Origin of the sequence: Fontivita pretiosa, from assembly GCF_050410795.1 — a bacterium.
Lineage (GTDB): Bacteria > Planctomycetota > Phycisphaerae > Tepidisphaerales > Tepidisphaeraceae > Fontivita > Fontivita pretiosa.
Genome location: NZ_CP191258.1, coordinates 67,143 through 87,689 on the forward strand (window position 1 = coordinate 67,143; position 20,547 = coordinate 87,689).

Genomic DNA, 20,547 nt, shown 5'->3' on the forward strand with positions numbered 1-20,547 from the left:
CAGCCGCATCAGGAATTGGCTACACCGCCGGCAGTTTCTGGCGAAGATTCAGGACACCGGCGAACAGGTCGCCATGCTCCTCGACCCGCCGCAGCACGTCCTCCGGCTCGAAGGTCAGTCGCTCGATGTCGCGCCGCCGCAGCGCGTTTTCAACCTCAAGCCACGTCACCGGCGTGGAGACGGCTGGGCGTTGCTTGGCGCGGAGCGAATAGACGCAAACAGTGGTCTTATGCTCGTCGTTCTGGCTCCAGTCCACCAGCACCTTTTCCTTACGCAGATCCTTTCGCATCACTGACGTGACTTTGTTCGGCCCGGCGCGCTCCAGAACCTGCGCCAACGAATGTGCAAAGTGCTTGGTCTGATCGAACGTCACCGCCGTGTTCAGCGGCACATAGACGTGAAATCCCTTGCCGCCGGACGTCTTGCCGAAACACTTCAGGCCCATGTTCTCGAGCATGTCGCGCAACCGCAGCGCCAGGGGCAGGCAGTCGATCAACCCCGCAGGCGCGCCGGGATCGAGATCGAACACCATCGCCGTCGGGCGGCCCAGGTGGTTCTGCCGCCAGAGCAATGTGTGCAGTTCCAGCGAGGCCAGGTTCGCCACCCACAGCAGTGTCGCAAGGTGATCAACCAGGCAGTAGTTGATGACGGATTGGGTGCCCCTGACGCGCAGCGTCGCAACCCACGGTGGTTTGTGCGCGGGGCAGTTTTTCTCATAGAAAAACTTGCCCGTCACTCCGGCGGGATAGCGCTTGAGTGTCACCGGCCGGCCCTTCAGATGCTTCAGCAGCACGGGCGCGATGCGGCGGCAGTAGTCGATCACGTCGCCCTTGGTGAATCCCGCCCGCGGATACAGCACCTTGTCGAGGTTCGACAGCGCCAGTTTCCGCTGGCCGATCCGCAGGTGTGTAACGTTTCGTGGCGTCATGCGCGCTTCCGCCGCCTTCCGTGACCATGCGAATGAGCCTGCCCGTTGCGTTTTCTGGTGGCGGCCGCGAGGCTGGCTTCCAGCGCGGCCATCAGATCGGCGGCTCGGCTTGGCTTGCGTTCGCTCACCGGCTGCACGTGGATCTGCTCGCCGCGACCCTTGCGCTCGACGATCGACATGATGCAGTCGCGGTACTCGTCGGTGTACCTGCTCGGGTCAAACTCGCTTCCCAGCGAATCAATGAGCTGCTGCGCCGCCTTCAGCTCGCGCTCGCCAATCTTCGCATCCGACGGAATCCCGTCAATCTGCTCCAGCGGCACGATCTCATCCGCATAACGCATCACTTCCAGGCAGATCGCGTTGCCCAGCACGCGCAGCGCCACCAGATGCTGTTTCTCGTGCATCACGAACCGCGCGATCGCCACACGCCTGGATCGACCCATCGCCTCGACCAGCAGGCGATACGATTTGCCTGCACCGGGTTGCGGCGCCAGATAGTATGGCCGCTCGTAGAACACCGGGTCGATTTCCTTCAACTCGACAAAGTCGGTGATCTCGATCGCCCTGGTTTTTTCGGGCGCACAGGTTTCGAGTTCCTCCTTTTCCACGACGACGTACTGATCCCTGGCGATCTCGAATCCGCGGACGATGTGTTCGGGGTGGACTTCCTTGCCCGTCGCCGACGACACCAGCCTGCGCTGGATCCTGGCCCGATCCTGATCGTGAAGCAGATGGAAGCGAATGCTGCGATCCTGCGTGGCGGTGAACATGCGGACGGGGATGTTCACCAGACCAAAAGAGATCGATCCGGTCCATATCGCGCGACGGGCCATGGGAAGCACCTTTCGGACGCAACGTGCGGCCAAACAGATTCACAGGCTGCACGCGGGGTCTTCCCTGACAACCTGGCTGGCGCGCTTGTCCGTGCGCAAGCCTTTGAATGACGCCTGCTGGATCAGTCCCCCCGCCGGCCAGCGGCGGTACTCCACTTCAATCACAAGCCTGGGCTCGACGAAACGGATATCGCGCCGAGGCAGTGGATCGATAAACGGGTTCATACGGGTTTCGATGCGGCATAACCGTTCGACGATGCTGCGGAGATGCGCGTCTGTATACCCGCTGCCGACGGCGCCGGCGTAACGCAACCGCCCCCGCGAGCGGCCCGCCCTGCCCGCCTGGAAGTACCCGACGTGCAGCGCCCCGAGGCGGCGCGACGAGCCATGCTCGCTGGTCCAGCCCCCCACCACGAACTCCTGCCGGTACACCAGCTTGATCTTCTTCCAGTTCGGCGAGCGCCGGCCCGGCTCGTAGATGCTGTCGATCCGCTTGGCGATGATCCCTTCAAGCCGGTGGCGCCTGGCGGTTTGGAGGATCGATTCGCCTTGGCCGACCACTGCTGGCGAAACGCGCCAGCTCGGCCCTACGAGCGTCAGGTCCGCAAGCATCCGGCGGCGCTCCAGCAGGGGCCGGCGCATCAGCGACTGTCCATCGAGCCACAGCAGATCGAACAGGACCAGATACACCGGAACCTGCGGCACGAGCCGCGCGATTGCTGCGCTCTCGGCGTGCATCCGGCGCTGGAGCAGACCGAAACTGGGGCGATCATTTTCATCCATGGCGACGATCTCGCCATCCAGAATCGCCGCATGTGAACCCAGTGCCTCTGCCAGAGCATGCAGCTCGGGGTATCGTCGGGTGATGTCAAGTTGGTTTCGGCTCTGGATGCGAAGGTCGCGCCGATCCCAGTAGACCATCGCCCGCACCCCGTCCCATTTGAACTCAAAGCTGTAGCGATGCGAATCGCCGGGCAGGCACCGGGCCGGCGTCGCGAGCATCGGCGCCAGGGAACGCGGCATGGTCGATGGCGCCGCCGCGACGGGCGTTGCGCCGGTGAGGATGGAGCGGCTCGCTGCGGACATCTTGATCACTTTCGAACCAGGCGCTCAAGTCGGCATCCTCCCTGACCGCAAGCCAGAACGCTTCGCCCCGACCCCTGCGACGCTACCAGCACCGCTTCGCAGCGCGCACCGCCAAAATCGCGTTTTGCGGAACAGTTTGCACAACTGCTCAACTGTGCTCACTTGTGAAAACAAGCGCTGACAGGTGCGTACGGCGGCCTGTAGCGTGACTGAAACGGAGTTACGCACATGGCAGCCAGCAACAGCGGCAAAACCGACGACAACAAGCCCACGCTCAACAAGATCAGCGTGCTTCTCAGAGACGACGAGTACGAGCGCCTCGATCGCTTCTGCCGCGAACGCGGATACAAGAAGAGCACGCTGGTGGCCCGGCTGATCCGGCAGTACCTGGATCTGGAGGGCTATGGCGTGCCACGCGATCCCAACCCCTTCCGCGCGATTCGCAACGCCGGACCACGATAGTCCGCATGCTACAATGACGCCGGCTATGCGGATTCGCGGCCCCATCCTCAATCCCCAGCCGGACGGCAGCGTGCAGTTCATCGCCGACGGCGCGCTGGTGGGCGATACGCGCGGGCGAATTGCCTACGTCGGTCCTGCATCGCACATCGACACCACCGACTTTCATCGCAGCGTCGGCATCATTTGTCCGCCTTTCTTCGACAGTCATATCCACATTCCGCAGCACCCGATCCGCGGGCGGTTCATGGAAGGTATCGGTCCCAACCCACCCGAAGGCCGGCTCATTGCGGGGCTGCACCGCAACGTCTTTCCCGCCGAGGCGCGATGCGCAGACCCGGACTATGCACGCGAGGTCGTTGGCGGGTTCCTGCAAGACACGCTGGCGCACGGAGTGATCGGCGGGGCGGCGTACATGACGATCCACCCCGCCGCCGCACGCGTCGCACTGGAGATGCTTGCGCCAACCTGGAGCGTCGGTCTGGTCCTGATGAACATCAACTGCCCGCCGCAGCTTCGCACGAATGAGGCAACGCTGGAGCGGGACATCCAGGAGCTGGCCCGGGATTTTGGCCGGCGGGTGATTGTCACGGACCGCTTTGCCGTGGCGGTGGATTCGCGGCTGCGGCGTCGGGCCGTCTCGATCGCCGATCGGCTGGGGCTGCGAATGCAGACGCACCTCAACGAACAGCTTGCCGAAAAACGATTCGTCGAGCAGACGCTCTACCCCGATGCCGGATCGTACACGCAGGTCTACGAACGTGACGGGCTGTTGGACCGCCAGCCCATCCTCGCCCATTGCGTGCGCATGTCGGATGGGGAATTCGAACGCCTGGCGACGCATCGCGGCGTGACGATCGCGCATTGCCCGATTTCCAACACGCTTCTGGGATCGGGGGTGATGCCGCTGGAGCGGGTCATGGAACAGAATCTGGACTATGCGATCTGCACGGATGTAGGCGCATCACCCACCACGTCGCTGCTGTGCGAGATGGCCCAGTTCCTCAAGGTCCATCACGCGATCTCGCATCGCGCCACCCCGGGTGAAGCGCTGTACCGCACGACTCTTGCGGCGGCGCGGATCCTGGAGCTGGATCAGGAATTCGGATCATTCGAACTCGGCAAGGCGATGAGTTTCGTTCAGATCGACCCGCTGACGCCGGAGCTGCATGCCCTTTCAGCAGACGAGGTCATTCGATCGCATCTTCTGGAGATGCACCAGTGGTCGGCGACGCCGCAGTACAGCGATGCGATCCGGAAGCTGCGTGAGACAGGGTTGGACAGCGGCCCGGAGCTGCACCTGCTGCAGCGCGACATTCAAGACATGGTGGCGCGTCTGGACAAAAAGGTTCGGCAGGTGGTGCATTACGGCCGAACGATCTGGAAGCGGAATTGACGCCACGCCGCAAGCCGGGGCGATTCAATCGCGGGCCGCGGGGCTTCCGCCGGCGGCGGGCTGCCTGCTGCGGTATTCCGCCAGCAGCCGCTGCACTTCGTCGTACATGTCCGCCGGGACAATGCTGCCACGAATCCTGGGATAGAATGCCTCGCAGGTATCTCGCCAGACCTTTTCGATCTCAGGTGTGACTTTGTGGACCTTCAGGCCGCGCTTCTTCATCGCTTCGATGGCTTCCAGGCTTTCGGCGCGGCTGCGTTGCTGAATGAGCTCTCCGGCTTCGCGGGCGGATTCCATCAGTGCCTGTTGCGTTTCGGGGCTGAACTGCCGCCAGCTCTTCTCGGTGATCACGGTTGCCCCCACCAGCGGCGCCCAGGGCATGTCAAGCATGTTGGGCGCCGGGACGTAGAACTGTCCGGCCAGCGCGTAGGTCGGCGCCGCCGCCACCGCGTCGATCAATCCTGTCTGCAAGGCGGTCAGGGAGTCGGTGATTTCGAGCATGACCGGCTGGAAACCGGCCGCGCGCCACAGGTCCGCCGACGTCGGATCGCCCGCCCAGGTGAAAATCTTCATCTTCCGGAAGTCGTCGGGATACAGTCCCGGCTGCCGGGAGAAGAAGTAGACCCACCCCGCGTCGCCGGAACAGAGGATGATGAAGCCCTTCTCGCGGAAGCGCTGCTCGAAGCGAGGCATGAGCTTTTCGCGGACATAGCTCAGCTCGTCCAGCGAGCGGAAGACCATGGGGATGTTCTGAAGTGCGGCGACGGAGTCGTCGATCTCGCACAGTCCGGTGACGGTAAGCATGGCGGCGTGGATCTGCCCGATGCGCATGCGTCGGACCATGTCGGCCTCGCCACCCATCGCGCCGTCGGTGTAGACGATCAGAGTCGCTCCGCCGCCGGGCGCGGTTCGCCACTTTTCTCCCATCTGCAACAGCACCTGATGGAAGCTGGTTCCCTTTGGCGCAAGCGTGGCGAGCTTGATGCGCGGTTGAGCCGCGTGCACAGACGCTGTGACAAGGAGGATCACCAAAGCAGCGATAACGGCGATGGCGGCTGGCAACGTCGCGTGGCGAGCCGGTGGTTGCGCCACGGCCAGCGCCCGGATCGCCAACCCCCCAGTCGACTTGACACCACGCATGGCCGAACCGGCAGTTCTCAGCACGTGAAAGAGCATTGATCCCTCGGATTCCTTGTGTTGTTGGGTCGTTGCGTCTTGCGTATGGACCTCAGGCGAACAGCTCGTCGATCCGCGACAGCAGCCATCGGGCCCGACGCTGCATGATCACATTCGCCAGGCGCCACTCGGGCCGGGCGTTGACATCGATCGCCAGCGCCTTGTTCAGCAGCGACTCGAACTCGGCGCGATCCTGCTTCTGGATGCAGATCGTCTCGGCCAGCGCCACGTACGGCCCGGCCTGCAAGCCTTCGCTGAGCTCCACGGCGCGTTGGAAATGTCTGCGGACCCGCTGTTCGAGGTTTTCGCTCGCGCCCTGCCGGGCCGGCTCGTAGCTGATCAGAAACGCGTGAATCGCCCCGTGGTCGTAAGATTCATCCAGTTGCAGCGCGCGATCGATCAGGACTTCCACAAGCGGCTGATCGGCGATCAGGTCGGGATGCTGTTTGGAGATCGCGATGGCCGCCCCCCACGACGCGGCCGTCCAGTACAGCAGCGGGACATCCTTTCGCCCGGTTCGTTGCACGGCGAGCTTGGGATTGGCGCGCAGTTGATCGGAGAATCCCGGATGCGCGGCATCCAGTCCGCGCAGGCCGTAGTCCCTGGCCCGGTACAGCAGCTTGCGTGCGCGGTCGCGCAGGCGCTGGGCGGCGGCGATGTCACGGGTCTCCAGCTCATCGGCATCCTGCACGATGAAGGCGTAAGCGTACTGGGTGAAGCCGCCGCAGGTGGCGGTGAGCAACCCGCGGTGCTGCGGTGTCTGGGCAAGAACCGATTCCATGAGCTTGAGGCTGAACGGAGCGGCGTCACGGATCAGCTCCGGGTCGTCATCGGAGGCGAACACCGACCCGCTTTCCGCCAGCGCGTCGGCCATGCTCCTGTACGCAAGCTGCCTGAGGTTGCATCCACCGGCGGCGATGAGCATGCCCGCCAGACCAAGCAGCGGCACCACCCGCCAGCCGCTCATGATGCCCAGGCAAACGTTCCGGTTGAACAGCCTCAAGCCACGCACGAGCCGATGGTTCATAGCCTGCCCGATTGTTTGTACAAGCTAACTTAAGTGGTTTTTCCAATTCTGTCAACCCAAGGATCATCCGCATTGAACCGATGACATCAAGGCCCCATGTCCGCCGGTGCGCCGCGGCAGGCTCGTCGCCGGGGGCAGTTGTGCAACGGCTCGGGTCCGGCCTAAGATGTCCGCATACAACAGTCATAGCCTGGAGTTTACTGTCCTCATGGAGCCTTTCGACTTCGTTAACCGCGCCAACGCCGAGTATATCGACCGCTTGCACGAACAGTACCGCCGCGACCCGCGATCGGTCTCGCCACAATGGCAGGCGTTTTTTGCGGGATTTGATCTGGGTCTTGCCAGGGCGGATTCCGAGGCCGCCCCGCCGGCGCCGGCGGATCGGCCTACCCAGCTCCCGCTGACCATGGGTGTGTTCGATCTGGTCCACACCTATCGCGAAGTCGGACACTTCATCGCCAAGCTCGATCCCCTGGGGCATGATCGCCCCGATCATCCGCTGCTTCACCTGGAAAATTTCGGCATGACCGTCGCCGACCTGGACCGTATCGTCGGCCAGGGCAGCTTCCTGGGCGCAACCGACGGCACGCTGCGCGACCTGATCGAGAAGCTGCGGCTGACGTATTGCGGGCACATCGGCGTAGAGTTCACCTACATCGGGGATAAGGCGCAGCGCGACTGGCTCCAGCAGCAGATGGAGCCGATCTACAACCACCCCAGCTACTCCCCCGCCGCCGCCAGGGCCATCCTCAGGCAGTTGCTCGAAGCCGAAACCTTCGAGCAGTTCCTTCACACACGTTACATCGGACAGAAGCGATTCAGCCTCGAAGGTGGCGAGGCGCTGATCCCGCTGCTGAACGAGATCGTCGACTACGGCGCCACGCTGGGCGGCGAACAGTTCATCATGGCCATGGCGCATCGCGGGCGGCTGAATGTGCTGGCGCACGTGCTGCACAAGCCCTACGAGGTGCTGCTGGGCGAGTTCGAGGGAACCAGCGTCGTGCCCGAGGAGGTCGGCGGCGACGGGGACGTGAAGTATCACCTGGGCTACGCCAACGAACGCTCGCTGCCCCAGGGACTCAAGTGCAAGGTCTCGCTTCTGCCCAACCCCTCGCATCTGGAGCTGATCAACCCGATCCAGCAGGGGATCGTCCGGGCCAAGCAGCTCATCTTCGGCGACAAGGGTCGCGGCCGGGTCGTGCCGATCTGCATGCACGGCGATGCGGCGTTCACCGGGCAGGGAATCGTCGCCGAAACCCTCAACCTTTCCGAGCTTCACGGCTTCCGCACCGGCGGCACGATCCACATCATCATCAACAACCAGATCGGCTTCACCACCCCGCCCCAGCAGGAACGGTTCACGCCGTATCCCACGGATGTGGCCAAGACCATTCAGGCGCCGATCTTCCATGTCAACGGGGACGATCCCGAGGCAGTGGTGCACGCCGCCCGACTCGCCATCGCCTTCCGCCAGCAGTTCAAGCAGGACGTGATGATCGACCTGTGGTGCTATCGCCGCCACGGACACAACGAGACCGACGAGCCCAGCTTCACCCAGCCGCTGATGTACAAGCAGATCGAGCGGCATCCCACCGTGACCCGGATCTACTCGCAGAAGCTGATCGAGGCGGGGGTGATCAACCAGGAGCAGCTCAAGCAGATGCGCGACTCGATCATCGAGCGGCTGGAGAGCGCGCGCAAGCTGGCACGGGAGGTCAAACCCAGGATCAAGGTTCCCAGCTTCGGGGGCGTGTGGCGCGGCTTCGGGCGGGCCGGCTCCGACTGGAGCGCCAAGACCAATGTCTCGCGCGATACGCTTCGCAGGGTCGTCGATTGCCTGAAGAACCTTCCCAACGGATTCACGGTTCATCCCAAACTGGTCAAGGTGCTTCAGTCGCGCATCGACGCGGTCTACCAGGGGCGGGGGATCGACTGGGGCTGCGGGGAAATGCTGGCCATTGGCAGCCTGCTGCTGGAGGGCACGCCCGTGCGGCTCGACGGGCAGGATGTCGAACGCGGAACTTTCAGTCACCGCCACGCCGTTCTTCACGATTACAACACCGGCGAAATCTATGTCCCGCTTCAGCATCTGGATCCTAAACAGGGGTGGTTCGCCATTCACAACACGATGCTTTCGGAGCTGGCGGTGCTGGGGTTTGAATGGGGCTTTGCCTCGGCCGATCCGAGAAACCTGGTGATCTGGGAAGCGCAGTTCGGCGACTTTGTCAACGGCGCCCAACCGATCATCGACCAGATTCTGGCCGCCGCGGAATCCAAGTGGCGATACATGAACGGCCTGGTGATGAACCTCCCGCACGGCTACGAGGGCCAGGGACCCGAGCACTCCAACGCGTACCTGGAGCGATTTCTCTCGCTGTGCGCCGAGGAGAACATGCAGGTGGCGGTGCCGACCACGCCGGCGCAGTACTTTCATCTGCTTCGGCGGCAGATTCACCGCAAGTTCCGCAAGCCGCTGGTGAACATGACGCCCAAGAGCCTGCTGCGATTCGAGCCCAGCTTTTCGCGGATCGAGGAGTTCACCGACAGCGCGTTTCAGCTCGTCATCGACGATCCACAGATTCACGTGCCGCGCGAAGTCCGCCGACTGCTGCTGTGCTCGGGTAAGGTTTACTACAGCCTGGTGCAGGCGCGAGAGAAGGCCAAAGCGCACGACATCGCGATCGTGCGGGTCGAGCAGCTTTACCCGTTCCCGCGGAAGGAGCTTGCCGAGGTGCTTGGCCGCTACCGCTGGGCGCAGGAGTTCGTCTGGGTTCAGGAGGAACCGAAGAACCGCGGCGCCTGGAGTTTCATGTGTCCGCGATTGCAGGAGCTGCTGCCGGACACGATCGTGCAGTACGTCGGGCGCGAAGAGAGCGCCAGCCCGGCGACCGGATCGTTCAAGATGCACATCATCGAGGAGCAGGAGCTGCTTGCCGCGGCGGTGGAGCTCAGGCCGACCCGCCCCCCCGCCAGCGCCCCTGCCGCCGCCTCGACACCGGCAACCGCCAGCAGCCCCACGCCGGTGGCGGGATGAGCGCGATGGAGAATCGATGACCGGCGATTCGCCGGCGGCGATGTCTTGAATCTGCGCGGACCTGCTCTACGATTCCACCGCTATGCCGACCAATGTTGTCGTGCCCGCCCTGGGCGAGAGCGTCAGCGAAGCTGTTCTGATCAAGTGGCACAAGCGCGACGGAGAGCCGGTCGCCGCCGATGAGCCAATCGCCGAACTCGAGACCGACAAGGCCAACGTGGATGTTCCTGCGCCGGCGTCGGGCGTGATCAGCCACCGCGTCTCCGAAGGCACGACGGTTCGCATCGGGCAGACGATCGCCACCATCGACGAATCCGCCAGGCCCGCCGCCGGGGCCCCGGCGGCGCAGAGCACGGCAGCGGCGGCGGCCGCGCCCTCGCAACCGGCCGAGCAGCGCACACTCCAGCCAGCCGCCAAAGCGGAGCCCGGCGCTGTCGAGCAGGACCTTTCTCCGGCCGTGCGTCGGATGATTCAGGAACATCAGCTCGATCCGCGTCAGATCACCGGCACCGGCCCTGGGGGGCGAATCCTCAAGGAAGACGTGATCCGGCATTTGGACGAGCTGCGCCAGCCGCAGCGAAGCGATGACACCGACGCCGCGGCGGCAGCGCCGCTCGTCGTGCCCGAGCCATCGGCGACGCCAAGTGAAGGCATTCGCCGCGAGCCGATGAGCAAGATCCGCCGCAGAATCGCCGAGCGGCTGGTGCAGGCGCAGCACACCGCCGCCATCCTCACCACTTTCAACGAGATCGATCTGCACAACGTGCTGGAAATCCGCGCGCGCTACCGGGAGAAGTTCGAGAAGACCTACGGAGTCGGGCTTGGGCTGATGAGCTTCTTCGCCCGCGCATGCGTGCTGGCGTTGAAGGAGTTTCCGAAGGTCAACGCGATGATCGACGGCAATGACATCGTGTATCACGATTATGTGCATCTGGGCATCGCGGTGAGCACGGATCGCGGTCTGGCGGTGCCGGTGCTGCGAAACGCCCACACGATGTCGTTCGCCAAGCTCGAAAGCGAGATCAAGCGGCTGGCCGCCGCCACACGCGAAGGCAAGCTCAGCCTGGAGGAGCTGAGCGGCGGGACGTTCACGATCACCAACGGCGGGGTGTTTGGCTCGTTGCTGTCGACGCCGATTCTCAATCCCCCGCAGAGCGGCATTCTCGGCATGCATGCGATCCAGAAACGTCCGGTCGTCGTGAACGACAAGATCGAAATCCGCCCGATGATGTACGTGGCGTTGAGCTACGATCATCGGCTGATCGACGGACGCGAGAGCGTCACATTTCTTGTGCGGATCAAGGAACTGCTGGAAGACCCGGCCAGGCTGCTGCTGGAGATCTAGCAGGCGCACGGCGGGGCCAGAAGCGGTCCTGCCGCTACAATGCCCGCCATGATCGACCTCTATTCCGACACTCTCACCAAACCCACTCCCGGCATGCGGCGAGCGATGGCGGAGGCGCCGGTGGGCGATGAGCAGAAACGCGAAGACCCCACCACCAACCGGCTCCAGGAGATGGTGGCGGCGATGCTCGGCAAGGAGGCGGCGGTCTTCCTGCCCAGCGGGACGATGTGCAACGCCATCGCCGTCAAGGTCCACACCCAGCCGAGCGACGCGATCCTGTGCGAGCGATCGTCGCACGTGAATCGCAGCGAGTTCGGCGGCGCTGCGATGCTCAGCGGCGTCACGACCGAACCCATCGACGGGCAGCGCGGCTTGTTCAGCCCGCAGCAGCTCGAACAGGCGCTTGCGCGGTTTCATTCGTATGGTCCTGTGCCGAAGCTGGTCTGCGTCGAGCAGACCCACAACTTCGGCGGCGGGTCGATCTGGCCGATCGATCAGCTCCGGGCAGTGTGCGATCTTGCGCATCGACGGAATCTGCTGACGCACATGGACGGCGCGCGGCTGTTCAACGCCTGCGTCGCCGGCGGCATTGCCGCGCGCGACTACGCCGCCTGTGTCGATTCCGTCTGGATCGATTTGAGCAAGGGCCTGGGGTGTCCGATCGGCGCGGTGCTCGCGGGGACGAGGGATTTCATCGAACGCGCCTGGCGGTTCAAGCACCTGTTCGGCGGGGCGATGCGTCAGAGCGGCATCCTCGCCGCCGCGGGGATCTATGCCCTGGAATATCACATTCAAAGACTGCGCGAGGATCATGAGAACGCCAGGCTGCTGGCGGAAGGCCTGGCATCGATCCGCGGCATCCGCGTGGAGAATCCTCAGCCCGAGACGAACATTGTGTTCTTCGACATCCTCCAGACCGGCCTGTCCGTCGCCGAGTTTCAAGCCAGGTGCGAGTCGGCTGGCGTGCGGTTCAGCGGCAGCGGCACACGCCTGCGCGCGGTCACGCACCTGGACGTATCGCGAGCCGACATCGACAGGGCCGTGCAGATCGTGCGGTCGGTTGTAGGAAGGCAACAGGATTGAACCTCACCGGTTGCGGCACTCGCCGCCTGGCGCGATCGTGCTTACAATCCCCGCTCCTATGCCAGAAGAAACGCAGTTCGATCTTGTCGTGATCGGTGCCGGGCCCGGAGGATACGTGGCGGCGATCCGCGCGGCGCAGCTTGGGATGAAGGTGGCGTGCGTCGAACGTCAGTATCTGGGAGGAACCTGCCTGAACGTCGGATGCATTCCCAGCAAGGCGCTGCTGGATTCGTCCGAAAAGTACTACGCGGCGAAAACCCGGCTTGCGCGGCACGGGATCGACGTCGGCGATGTGAAGCTCGATTTGCCCCGAATGATCGCGCGGAAGGAACAGGTGGTAAAAGCGCTGACCGGCGGCGTGGGGATGCTGTTCCGCAAGAACAGGATCGAGCATGTTGTCGGTCATGGGAAGATCACCGCGCCCGATACCGTTGAAGTCACCGCCGCCGGCGGAAGCCCGCGGTTGCTCAAGACCAGGAGAATCCTGATCGCGGCAGGCTCAGCTCCCATCGAGCTTCCCGCCTTGAAGTTCGACGGCCAGCACATCCTCTCCAGCACGGAAGTGCTCAACCTGAACGAAGTGCCCAGTCGCATGATCGTCGTCGGGGCGGGATACATCGGGCTGGAGATGGCGTCGGTGTGGAGCCGGCTGGGCAGCGACGTGCTGGTGCTGGAGTTTCTGGATCGCTGCCTGCCGCCCAGCGACGCCGAGATGGCGCTGGCGCTTCAGAAACTGTTGGAGAAACAGGGACTGAAGTTCCGGTTCAGGACGATCGCCCAGAGCGCGACGGTTGAGAATGGGAAGGTGAAGCTGACGTGGAAGAGCGGCGATGAATCAGGGGTTGAAGAGGTGGACAAGGTTCTCGTGTGCGTCGGGCGCAGACCGGTCAGCGACAACCTGGGGCTGGAGCAGTTGAACGTGAAGAAGGATGCGAAGGGGTATATCGTCGTCAACGAGCGGTTTGAGACGAACGTGCCCGGCGTGTTCGCGATCGGCGACGTGATAGGCGGGATCATGCTGGCACACAAGGCGGAAGAGGAAGGCATCGCCGCGGTGGAGATGATGGCCGGCAAGCCGGGCCACGTGAACTATCACTGCTGCCCGGCGGTGGTGTACACCCATCCGGAGCTGGCGCAGGTTGGATACACCGAAGAGGAAGCGACCCGCGCCGCCGGACGCAATGGAATCAGGGTGGGCAAATTCCCGTTCATCGCCAATGGTCGGGCCAGAGGGATGGACGAAACCGACGGCTTCGTGAAAGTGATCGCGGATGCGAAGACCGACCGGCTGCTGGGCGTGCACATCCTGGCCGCCCACGCCAGCGACATGATCGCCGAAGCCGTGGTGGCGATGGAGTTCGGCGGCAGCAGCGAGGACTTGGCGCGCAGCTTCCACGCCCATCCGACGCTGCCCGAGGCGTTGAAGGAAGCGGCGCTGGCGGTGGAGAAACGGGCGATTCACATTTGAGGGCCGGACACGTCGAAGCAAGCCCAGCCGCCAAGGTCGCGAAGCAGCGCGAAGTCTTCGGGAAAGAGCTGTTGCGGTGACCACGCCAGCTTCGTGATCATCACGGTTTCGCGGTTGTTCTGTACTCAGATCCTGCAATGACACACCACTCCCACCCTTGCGCGCGTATTTCGGCATCCGGCACCTGATTTGCACCCCTTGCATGCGTCGAAGCGCACATGCCCGGCAATGTCCGATGCGACAGATGAGACCGCCGGGCAAGCCGTTTTGACGTGAACTCATGCACGGAGGTCACAATGGCAGCGACTCAGCGTGCGCTGGTGGCGGTGTTTGACGATCGGCTTGCCGCGGAACGCGCGGTGCGCGACCTCGAGGCGGCGGGATTCGACGAAGGCACTATCGGCTTTGCCCTGCGCGGCTCGGACGTTACCCGAGGCGGAATGATCACTGACGCGACGGGAACCAAGGATGCGCGCGGCGCGGTGGCGGGAGCGGCGACGGGAGCGGTCGTCGGTGGGGTTCTGGCGGCGGCGGCGTCCGTGCTGCTGCCGGGGGTCGGGCCGGTGGTGGCGGGTGGAATCCTGGCCAGCTTCTTCGGCGGCGCGGTCGCCGGCACTGCCGTCGGCGGAATCCTGGGCGCGCTGGTGGGGCTGGGAGTCTCAGAACAGGAGGCAGCGTACTACGAGCAGATGTTTCATTCGGGCAAGGCGATCGTGGCCGTCAAGCCCGGCAAGCGCGCCGCCGAGGCAGCACAGATCCTGTGTCGTCACGGCGGCTATGAGATGCACCATCGTCCGGTCAGCCCCGTGCCTACGGAAGGCCCCTTCAGCCAGCCATAAGGCACTGGGCGATGCCCTTGAGAGGATCGCAGCTCATGCATCCACAACTGGCGATTTGTCACGCTCAGGCACTGAGCCAACCTGAAGACGGTCGGCAGTCGGCCCGACTCGCGGAGGTGCTGTTGCGCATTTTCGATCTGGTCAGCGATTGCGCGGCGGGGGTATGCTCAGGGATCAAATGGATGGGCCAGCGCGCGGTCGTGACGTTGTGGCCGCGCTGCGCGGTCCGGGCGTCGGCGAACAGGGACGCGCTGACCTGTAGCCGCATAGGAGATACATATGAAACGAGCCTTCGAAGACGGCGTTGCGCTGCTGCTTGGAGCCGGGCTGGGTATGGCGGCGATGTATCTGCTGGATCCGCAAAGCGGTGCTCGGCGAAGACGCCGGATCGGGCGCCGCGCCAGCGAGCTGCTCAGCGACACTTCCCACTCACTGTCGCGGGGCACACAACAGGTGCTCTCGAGAATCTCCGGCGGGTTCAGCGGAGTGTCCGACAGCGACCGCGGCATCGCCCGCCGGATGCGGCGCTGGTCGGCGGCGGCGATGAGCGAGCCAACCGCCGCAGCCTCGCGGTGGGTGCGAGGCACCACCCAGGCGGCCAGCGAGCAATACCGCAAGCTGCCGAGCATGCGCGAGCTGCGTCGCCTGATGCAGGAGACGATTCGCCAGAGTCTGCCGGCCTTGAGCAGTTGGCGTGGGCGGGAGAGGCGATGGACGCATGACCAGAGCGGGTCGGGAAGGTATCGGGCGGCCTCGGGGATCGGCGGCGCGATCGGATTGATCGCGCTTGGGGCAGGGATGGCGTATCTGTTCGATCCGCAGCAGGGTCGGGCGCGAAGGGCATACCTTCGCGACAAGCTCATCTCGTTCGCCAACGACACCAGCGAGTTTGTGCGCCGAAGCGGACGGCACCTGTCGAATCGAATTCAGGGCAGCGTCGCCGAAGGACGGGGCTGGTTCGGCCATGAGCAGGTTGACGACGAACAACTTGCCGAGCGGGTGCGGTCTGCGATCGGGCGGGCCGGGGTGTCGTCGAGCCAGGTGCAGGTTTCGGCCAGCCACGGTCACGTCACGCTGCGTGGCTCGTTGCCGCGGGATCAGATCAAGGCCGTTGCGACCACGGCGTACCGGGTGCGCGGGGTGCGTAGCATCGATTGTCAGATCACACCCGCGGAGCCGGGAGATGTCGTGGGACGATCGCAGACGACGACAGGCGGATCACCGAGCCAAGGGCCGAGCGCGCCGCAGCCGACGTTGATGTGAGCGCGTGAACCATGCCGGCCGGACACCTGAACGCCGGACGGCTCATGTCCCCATGATGCCGGCGGATTCTGTCGGATCGGATTCTCCGGATGCGAGCAGCGCCTGTTCCGCGTCTGCCTCCTGTTGCATCCGCCACAGCACGTAGACCGAGCTGAAGCCCACGTAAAAGTACCCGCCGGCGAAGATGCACAGGAACGGAATGGTGCCCTGCCCGAATCGATACCACAGGCTGATCCAGATGCACACCGCCATGTAGCAGCCGAAGGCGATTTCGATGATTGGCAGGGCCAGGCGATGGAAGGTGAAAACCCTGGCGGGTCGATAGGTGGTGTTGTTCGCGGCGCCGGTATGCCCGTACTTTGGCGTGCGGACAAACTCGCTGGGCTTCCGCTTGATCGCGCTCCAGATGGCCTCGAAGACGGCTTTGGTGTTGTTCAGGCTGATCCCCACGCCCAGCGCCATGAGGAACGGCAGGTACAGCAGCGACTTCCATCCGACGCGGCGTCCGAACAGCTCACGCTGCCCGAAAACGAAGAACGTGCTGGCCGAGCAGGTCGCGAGGATGAACAGGCTGATGGAAAAGACGTAATGTCCCCAGGTGTGGGCCTTGAACGGGGCGAAGTAATTGAAGAACGTGGGATACATCAGCAGCGTGAGGATCACCATCAGCGGGTAGACCAGCGTGTTGGTAAGGTGGAAGAACGCCTCGGTCTTGATGCCGTAGCTCAGGTGCTTGCTGCGGAGGATTCGCGGCAGCAGCTTTATCGCCGTCTGCATCGAGCCTTTGGTCCATCGATGCGCCTGCTGCTTGAAGCTGATCATTTCCGGGGGCAGTTCGGCCGGGGCGCAGAACTGAGGCAGGTAGACGAACTGCCAGCCCTTGAGCTGGGCGCGGTAGCTGAGGTCCAGGTCTTCGGTGAGGGTGTCATGCTGCCAGCCGCCGGCATCCTCGATGGTGGCGCGTCGCCACACGCCGGCCGTGCCGTTGAAGTGCATGAACCGTCCGGAGCGATTGCGGGCGGTGTGCTCGATGACGAAGTGCCCGTCGAGGAAGATGGCCTGGCTCTTGGTCAGCAGTGATGCATCGCGATTGAGGTGATCCCAGCGGACCTGAACCATGCCGATTTTTTCGTCGGTGAAGTAGTGGACGACGTTGAGCAGGATGTCGCGTGGGGGCAGGAAATCGGCGTCGAAGATGGCGATGAACTCGCCGCTGGCCTGTTTGAGGCCCTCGGCCAGCGCGCCGGCCTTGTAGCCTTCGCGGTTGGTGCGATGAATGTACTTGATGGGGTGCCCTTTGGCGGCCATCTCCTGGCAAGCCTTGCGGGCGATCTCGGCGGAGTGGTCGGTGCTGTCGTCAAGAACCTGTATTTCCAGCAGTTCACGCGGGTAGTCGATCTGGCAGGAGGCCTTGATGATCCGCTCGGCGACCAGGTCCTCGTTGTACATGGGCAACTGGACCGTGACCCGCGGAAGCTGCTCGAAACGTCCCTTGGGCGTGTAGACCTTGTTGCGATGCTTGAGGTACAGGTACACCAGCATATAGCGGTGGAAGCCATAAATTGCCACAGCCAGCAGGATGGCCACGTAGCTGACAATCCCAGCGTTGTGTAGTAGGTGCTCCCACATAGATGAATCATTTCGATTTAGCCCTCGCGATCATGCGCGAGGTATGCTTCGGTTTCCCTGTATGATCTACCCATGAGGGGCCAATCCGTGGCAGCGGTGCCCTGCCCCTGGTATATGCGGGCACCGCCTGGGGCTATTTCATCCCGCCTGATATTCGCCATCGTATCAGACGCATCCACCCCGCTCTGGGTCCACCGCGAGTTTGCCGCCGCAGCCGACCGGCGGGCAGATCACGGATGTGTTCATGGTGCTGACTCTGATGAAGCCATGCAAACGCAGTGCAATCGTTTATTCTTGCCAGATTCGGCGATTGTACGGGCAAGCGTCAGAAACTGTCAATAAGCTGCGTCTGTGACGACACTTACCACAGTTCCGGCCACAAGTTGCGCGTTGGCGCCAGGTTGTCGGCGCACAACCACGCCCCGACACGCCGCACCATGCAACCAAAGGCGCCGGCGACGCGGAGACTGACGGTAGTATCTGCTGTGGCCAGCGGAGTTGGGAACGGCAAAACGCCCCGGGGCTCAGATCAAGGTCGCCCGGCTACCTCCGCCGCCGTGGGGGTCGACGGCGGCGCGAGCCGCCGCCTCGCACCCCCGCGTGTCCGCGGGCACGTGGCCCGTGTTTGGCCTTGTGCTTGGCTTTCACGTGCGGATGGGGTGGGGCTGGCTTGTGCGGCGCGGCGCCATGGCGCGGCAGAATCTGGCGAACCGACAGGTCCAGCTCGCGACGCGGCAGATCCACCTTGACCACGATCACCCTGGCGACATCCCCGATCCCGATCCGTTGCCCGGTCCGTTGCCCTCGGATTCGCCCGGCTTGCTCGTCCACCTCCCACCAGTCATCCAGCAGGTCCTCGTATCGGATCAATCCGTCGATCAGCCAGTTGGTAAGCTGCACGAAGATGCCGAAGTTGGTGATCCCGGTCACCACGCCTGTGAACTCATCGCCGATGTGTTTGCTGAGCAGTTCCAGCAGCTTGACGCGGCGAAGCTCCTGCTCGGCATCTTCAGACCGCCGCTCGGTGAAGCTCAGGTGTCGCCCCAACTCGAGCAACTCCTTCTCGTCTGGAACATCTTCCAGAATCACCTTGCCCTTGCGGCCGCCCTTGACTCGGCCCACCGGACCATCGCTGAAGCGCGCATCGATGGCGTGAAAGTAGGCGTCGAGCAGTCGGTGGATCGTCAGGTCGGCGTATCGGCGAATGGGGCTGGTGAAGTGGCAGTAATGCTCGCTGGCCAGTGCGTAGTGACCGATGGGCAATGGCGAATACTCGGCCCGCGTCAGGCTCTTGAGTACCGCCAAATTGATCGCGAACGCTTCAGGCTTGCCCTTGACCGACTCCAGCAATCGCTGAAGCGCGTATCGGTCGATGACCTTGGGCAGGCGATACCCGGCGACCTCGGTAAAGTGACGCAGCCGGGTCATGTCTTCCAGATCCGGTTCGGGGTGGATTCGCCTCAGGAAAGGGACATTAAGCGAATCCAGCAGACGGGCCACCGCCTCGTTGGCCTCCACCATGAACATCTCGATCAGCGTGTGAGTGAAGCTGGTGTCCTCCGGAACGGCATCGACAACCCGCCCGTTCTCATCCAGGACAAGCTCCACCTCGGGCAGGTCCAGCACAAGCTGTCCCTGGGCCAGCCGGCGCTTCTGAATCCGCCGCGCCAGTGTGTTCATCTGTCCCAGCAGTTTGACGACCTGAGGCGGATAATCGCCGATGACGCGGTCGCCTTCCGGATGTGGAATGACCCCGGCGCCGTCGATAATGGCCTGGGCCTCACGGTATCGCAGTCGCTTGCTGCTTTTGATGATCGAGTTGGCAAAGCGTGTGCGTATGGGGCGCGCATCATCGTCGAAGGTGATGAACACGCTCTTGCACAGCCGCGGCACCCCCTCCTGCAACGAACACACGCCATTGCTGAGGATCTCCGGCAACATTGGAATCACGAAGCCGGGAAAGTACGTGCTGTTGCCTCGCTGCCTGGCTTCCTGATCCAGCGCCGCGCCCTGCCTGACGAAAAACGACACGTCGGCGATGTGCACGCCAAGTTCCCAGTGCCCGTGCTCCACCTGCCGCAGGCTGATGGCGTCGTCGAAGTCCTTGGCGTCGTCCGGGTCGATGGTGCAGATCACCTGATCGGTAAGATCGAGCCGGCGACGGCGCTCACGCTCGACGTCGAACGAATCGACCGCATGCCTCGCCTCGGCCAGCGCGCGATCGGGAAACTTTTCCGGCAGGTTGAACTGAACGATGACGCTTTTCAGATCGACGTCCTTGTCGCCTGCACGTCCAAGCACTTCGGTAATCACGCCCTGGGGCCACTGCCCGGGCTCCTGCGGATAGCTGGTGATCTCGACAACCACCTTGGTTCCGGGCCTGATGTGCCTGGAGGCGGCATCGGGCGTGAGAATCGGCTCGGTAAGGGTATTGCCGTCGGGATTGACGGCCCACTGCCCGGCGATACGTACCAGCGTTCCGGCGAAACGTTTATTGGTCCGCTCGACGATTTCGATGACGCGCCCGGTGTAGATCGTGCGTCCGTCGCGCTGCCCGCGACTGGTGATCCGGGCGCGCACGATGTCGCCAGTCAGCGCGCCGTTGTTTTCGCCGGGGGGGATGTACAGATCCTCGTGCGATTCGGGATCCAGCGGAACCACGAAGCCGAAGCCGCGACGATTGTGACGGTAGGTGCCGGTGAACTCATCGCGGCCGGTGCGCTGCGTCGGCAGCACGACGTTCCCGCCGGCCCCCAGCACCACCCGCCCCTGACGCATCAGCTCACGGAGCGCTTCGCGAAACGCCGGGTAATGTTCCTCACCGGCGACATTGAGCTGCCGGGCCAGCCTGCGCGGTCGCAGCGGGCGATACTGCTCGCTGCGCAGATGCTCGATGATCCGCTGCTGAAGTTGCTCGTGTTCGTGGTCTTGTCTGGACATGAAATCTCAGTTTACCCGCAATCGGGCGTGTTGGTGATTGG

15 protein-coding genes are annotated in these 20,547 nt (G+C 63.7%); 8 read left to right on the forward strand and 7 right to left on the reverse strand.

Features of this window, described 5'->3' with window-relative positions; genetic code table 11:
* Positions 1–19: 19 nt before the first annotated feature.
* Genes ligD (ACQS5P_RS00295) through ligD (ACQS5P_RS00305) form a run of 3 tightly spaced genes read right to left on the reverse strand, consistent with a single transcriptional unit; the run spans position 20 to position 2,847 of the window.
* Positions 20–928 (reverse strand): non-homologous end-joining DNA ligase, encoded by a 909-nt coding sequence (gene ligD, locus ACQS5P_RS00295; protein ID WP_428938907.1) that lies wholly within the window; start codon positions 926–928, stop codon positions 20–22.
* Entirely contained in the window at positions 925–1,761 is an 837-nt protein-coding gene (locus ACQS5P_RS00300; protein ID WP_428938908.1) for a Ku protein, read from the reverse strand. Before ACQS5P_RS00300 ends, ligD (ACQS5P_RS00295) begins: the two co-directional genes overlap by 4 nt.
* 39 nt (positions 1,762–1,800) lie before the next feature.
* The gene (gene ligD / locus ACQS5P_RS00305; RefSeq protein WP_428938909.1) at positions 1,801–2,847 is read right to left on the reverse strand and encodes a non-homologous end-joining DNA ligase; all 1,047 of its coding nucleotides are present in this window, start codon (positions 2,845–2,847) and stop codon (positions 1,801–1,803) included.
* A 228-nt stretch (positions 2,848–3,075) separates the two neighbouring features.
* Here ligD (ACQS5P_RS00305) and ACQS5P_RS00310 point away from each other — a divergent pair, with 228 nt between their 5' ends.
* The gene (locus ACQS5P_RS00310; RefSeq protein ID WP_428938910.1) at positions 3,076–3,309 is read left to right on the forward strand and encodes a hypothetical protein; all 234 of its coding nucleotides are present in this window, start codon (positions 3,076–3,078) and stop codon (positions 3,307–3,309) included.
* 25 nt (positions 3,310–3,334) lie between these two features.
* Positions 3,335–4,702: an amidohydrolase family protein gene (locus ACQS5P_RS00315; protein ID WP_428938911.1), complete on the forward strand. Its 1,368-nt coding sequence runs from the start codon at positions 3,335–3,337 to the stop codon at positions 4,700–4,702.
* A gap of 24 nt (positions 4,703–4,726) precedes the next feature.
* Here the strand turns inward: ACQS5P_RS00315 and dctP are convergent, their stop codons facing one another.
* On the reverse strand, positions 4,727–5,842 hold the full coding sequence (gene dctP / locus ACQS5P_RS00320) for a TRAP transporter substrate-binding protein DctP (RefSeq protein WP_428938912.1): 1,116 nt from the start codon (positions 5,840–5,842) through the stop codon (positions 4,727–4,729).
* Between the two features lie 88 nt (positions 5,843–5,930).
* Positions 5,931–6,905 (reverse strand): TRAP transporter TatT component family protein, encoded by a 975-nt coding sequence (locus ACQS5P_RS00325; RefSeq protein WP_428938913.1) that lies wholly within the window; start codon positions 6,903–6,905, stop codon positions 5,931–5,933.
* Positions 6,906–7,071: 166 nt separating this feature from the next.
* Between ACQS5P_RS00325 and ACQS5P_RS00330 the strand changes: the two genes are divergently transcribed.
* The 6 genes from ACQS5P_RS00330 to ACQS5P_RS00355 all read left to right on the forward strand — a co-directional run bounded on the left by ACQS5P_RS00330 (position 7,072) and on the right by ACQS5P_RS00355 (position 15,937).
* Positions 7,072–9,939, forward strand: a complete 2,868-nt coding sequence (locus ACQS5P_RS00330) for a 2-oxoglutarate dehydrogenase E1 component (RefSeq protein ID WP_428938914.1) — start codon at positions 7,072–7,074, stop codon at positions 9,937–9,939.
* Between the two features lie 82 nt (positions 9,940–10,021).
* Positions 10,022–11,284 (forward strand): 2-oxoglutarate dehydrogenase complex dihydrolipoyllysine-residue succinyltransferase, encoded by a 1,263-nt coding sequence (odhB, locus tag ACQS5P_RS00335; RefSeq protein ID WP_428938915.1) that lies wholly within the window; start codon positions 10,022–10,024, stop codon positions 11,282–11,284.
* Between the two features lie 48 nt (positions 11,285–11,332).
* The gene (locus ACQS5P_RS00340) at positions 11,333–12,367 is read left to right on the forward strand and encodes a threonine aldolase family protein (RefSeq protein ID WP_428938916.1); all 1,035 of its coding nucleotides are present in this window, start codon (positions 11,333–11,335) and stop codon (positions 12,365–12,367) included.
* Positions 12,368–12,425: 58 nt separating this feature from the next.
* A complete protein-coding gene (lpdA, locus tag ACQS5P_RS00345; RefSeq protein ID WP_428938917.1) occupies positions 12,426–13,835 on the forward strand; it encodes a dihydrolipoyl dehydrogenase in 1,410 nt (469 codons plus the stop codon).
* A 296-nt stretch (positions 13,836–14,131) separates the two neighbouring features.
* Positions 14,132–14,674 (forward strand): general stress protein, encoded by a 543-nt coding sequence (locus ACQS5P_RS00350; RefSeq protein ID WP_428938918.1) that lies wholly within the window; start codon positions 14,132–14,134, stop codon positions 14,672–14,674.
* Positions 14,675–14,953: 279 nt separating this feature from the next.
* Positions 14,954–15,937: a BON domain-containing protein gene (locus ACQS5P_RS00355; RefSeq protein ID WP_428938919.1), complete on the forward strand. Its 984-nt coding sequence runs from the start codon at positions 14,954–14,956 to the stop codon at positions 15,935–15,937.
* Between the two features lie 42 nt (positions 15,938–15,979).
* Here the strand turns inward: ACQS5P_RS00355 and ACQS5P_RS00360 are convergent, their stop codons facing one another.
* Together ACQS5P_RS00360 and rnr are read right to left on the reverse strand one after the other, a co-directional pair.
* On the reverse strand, positions 15,980–17,566 hold the full coding sequence (locus ACQS5P_RS00360) for a glycosyltransferase (RefSeq protein ID WP_428938920.1): 1,587 nt from the start codon (positions 17,564–17,566) through the stop codon (positions 15,980–15,982).
* 543 nt (positions 17,567–18,109) lie between these two features.
* On the reverse strand, positions 18,110–20,506 hold the full coding sequence (rnr, locus tag ACQS5P_RS00365; RefSeq protein ID WP_428938921.1) for a ribonuclease R: 2,397 nt from the start codon (positions 20,504–20,506) through the stop codon (positions 18,110–18,112).
* Between the last annotated feature and the right edge of the window lie 41 nt (positions 20,507–20,547).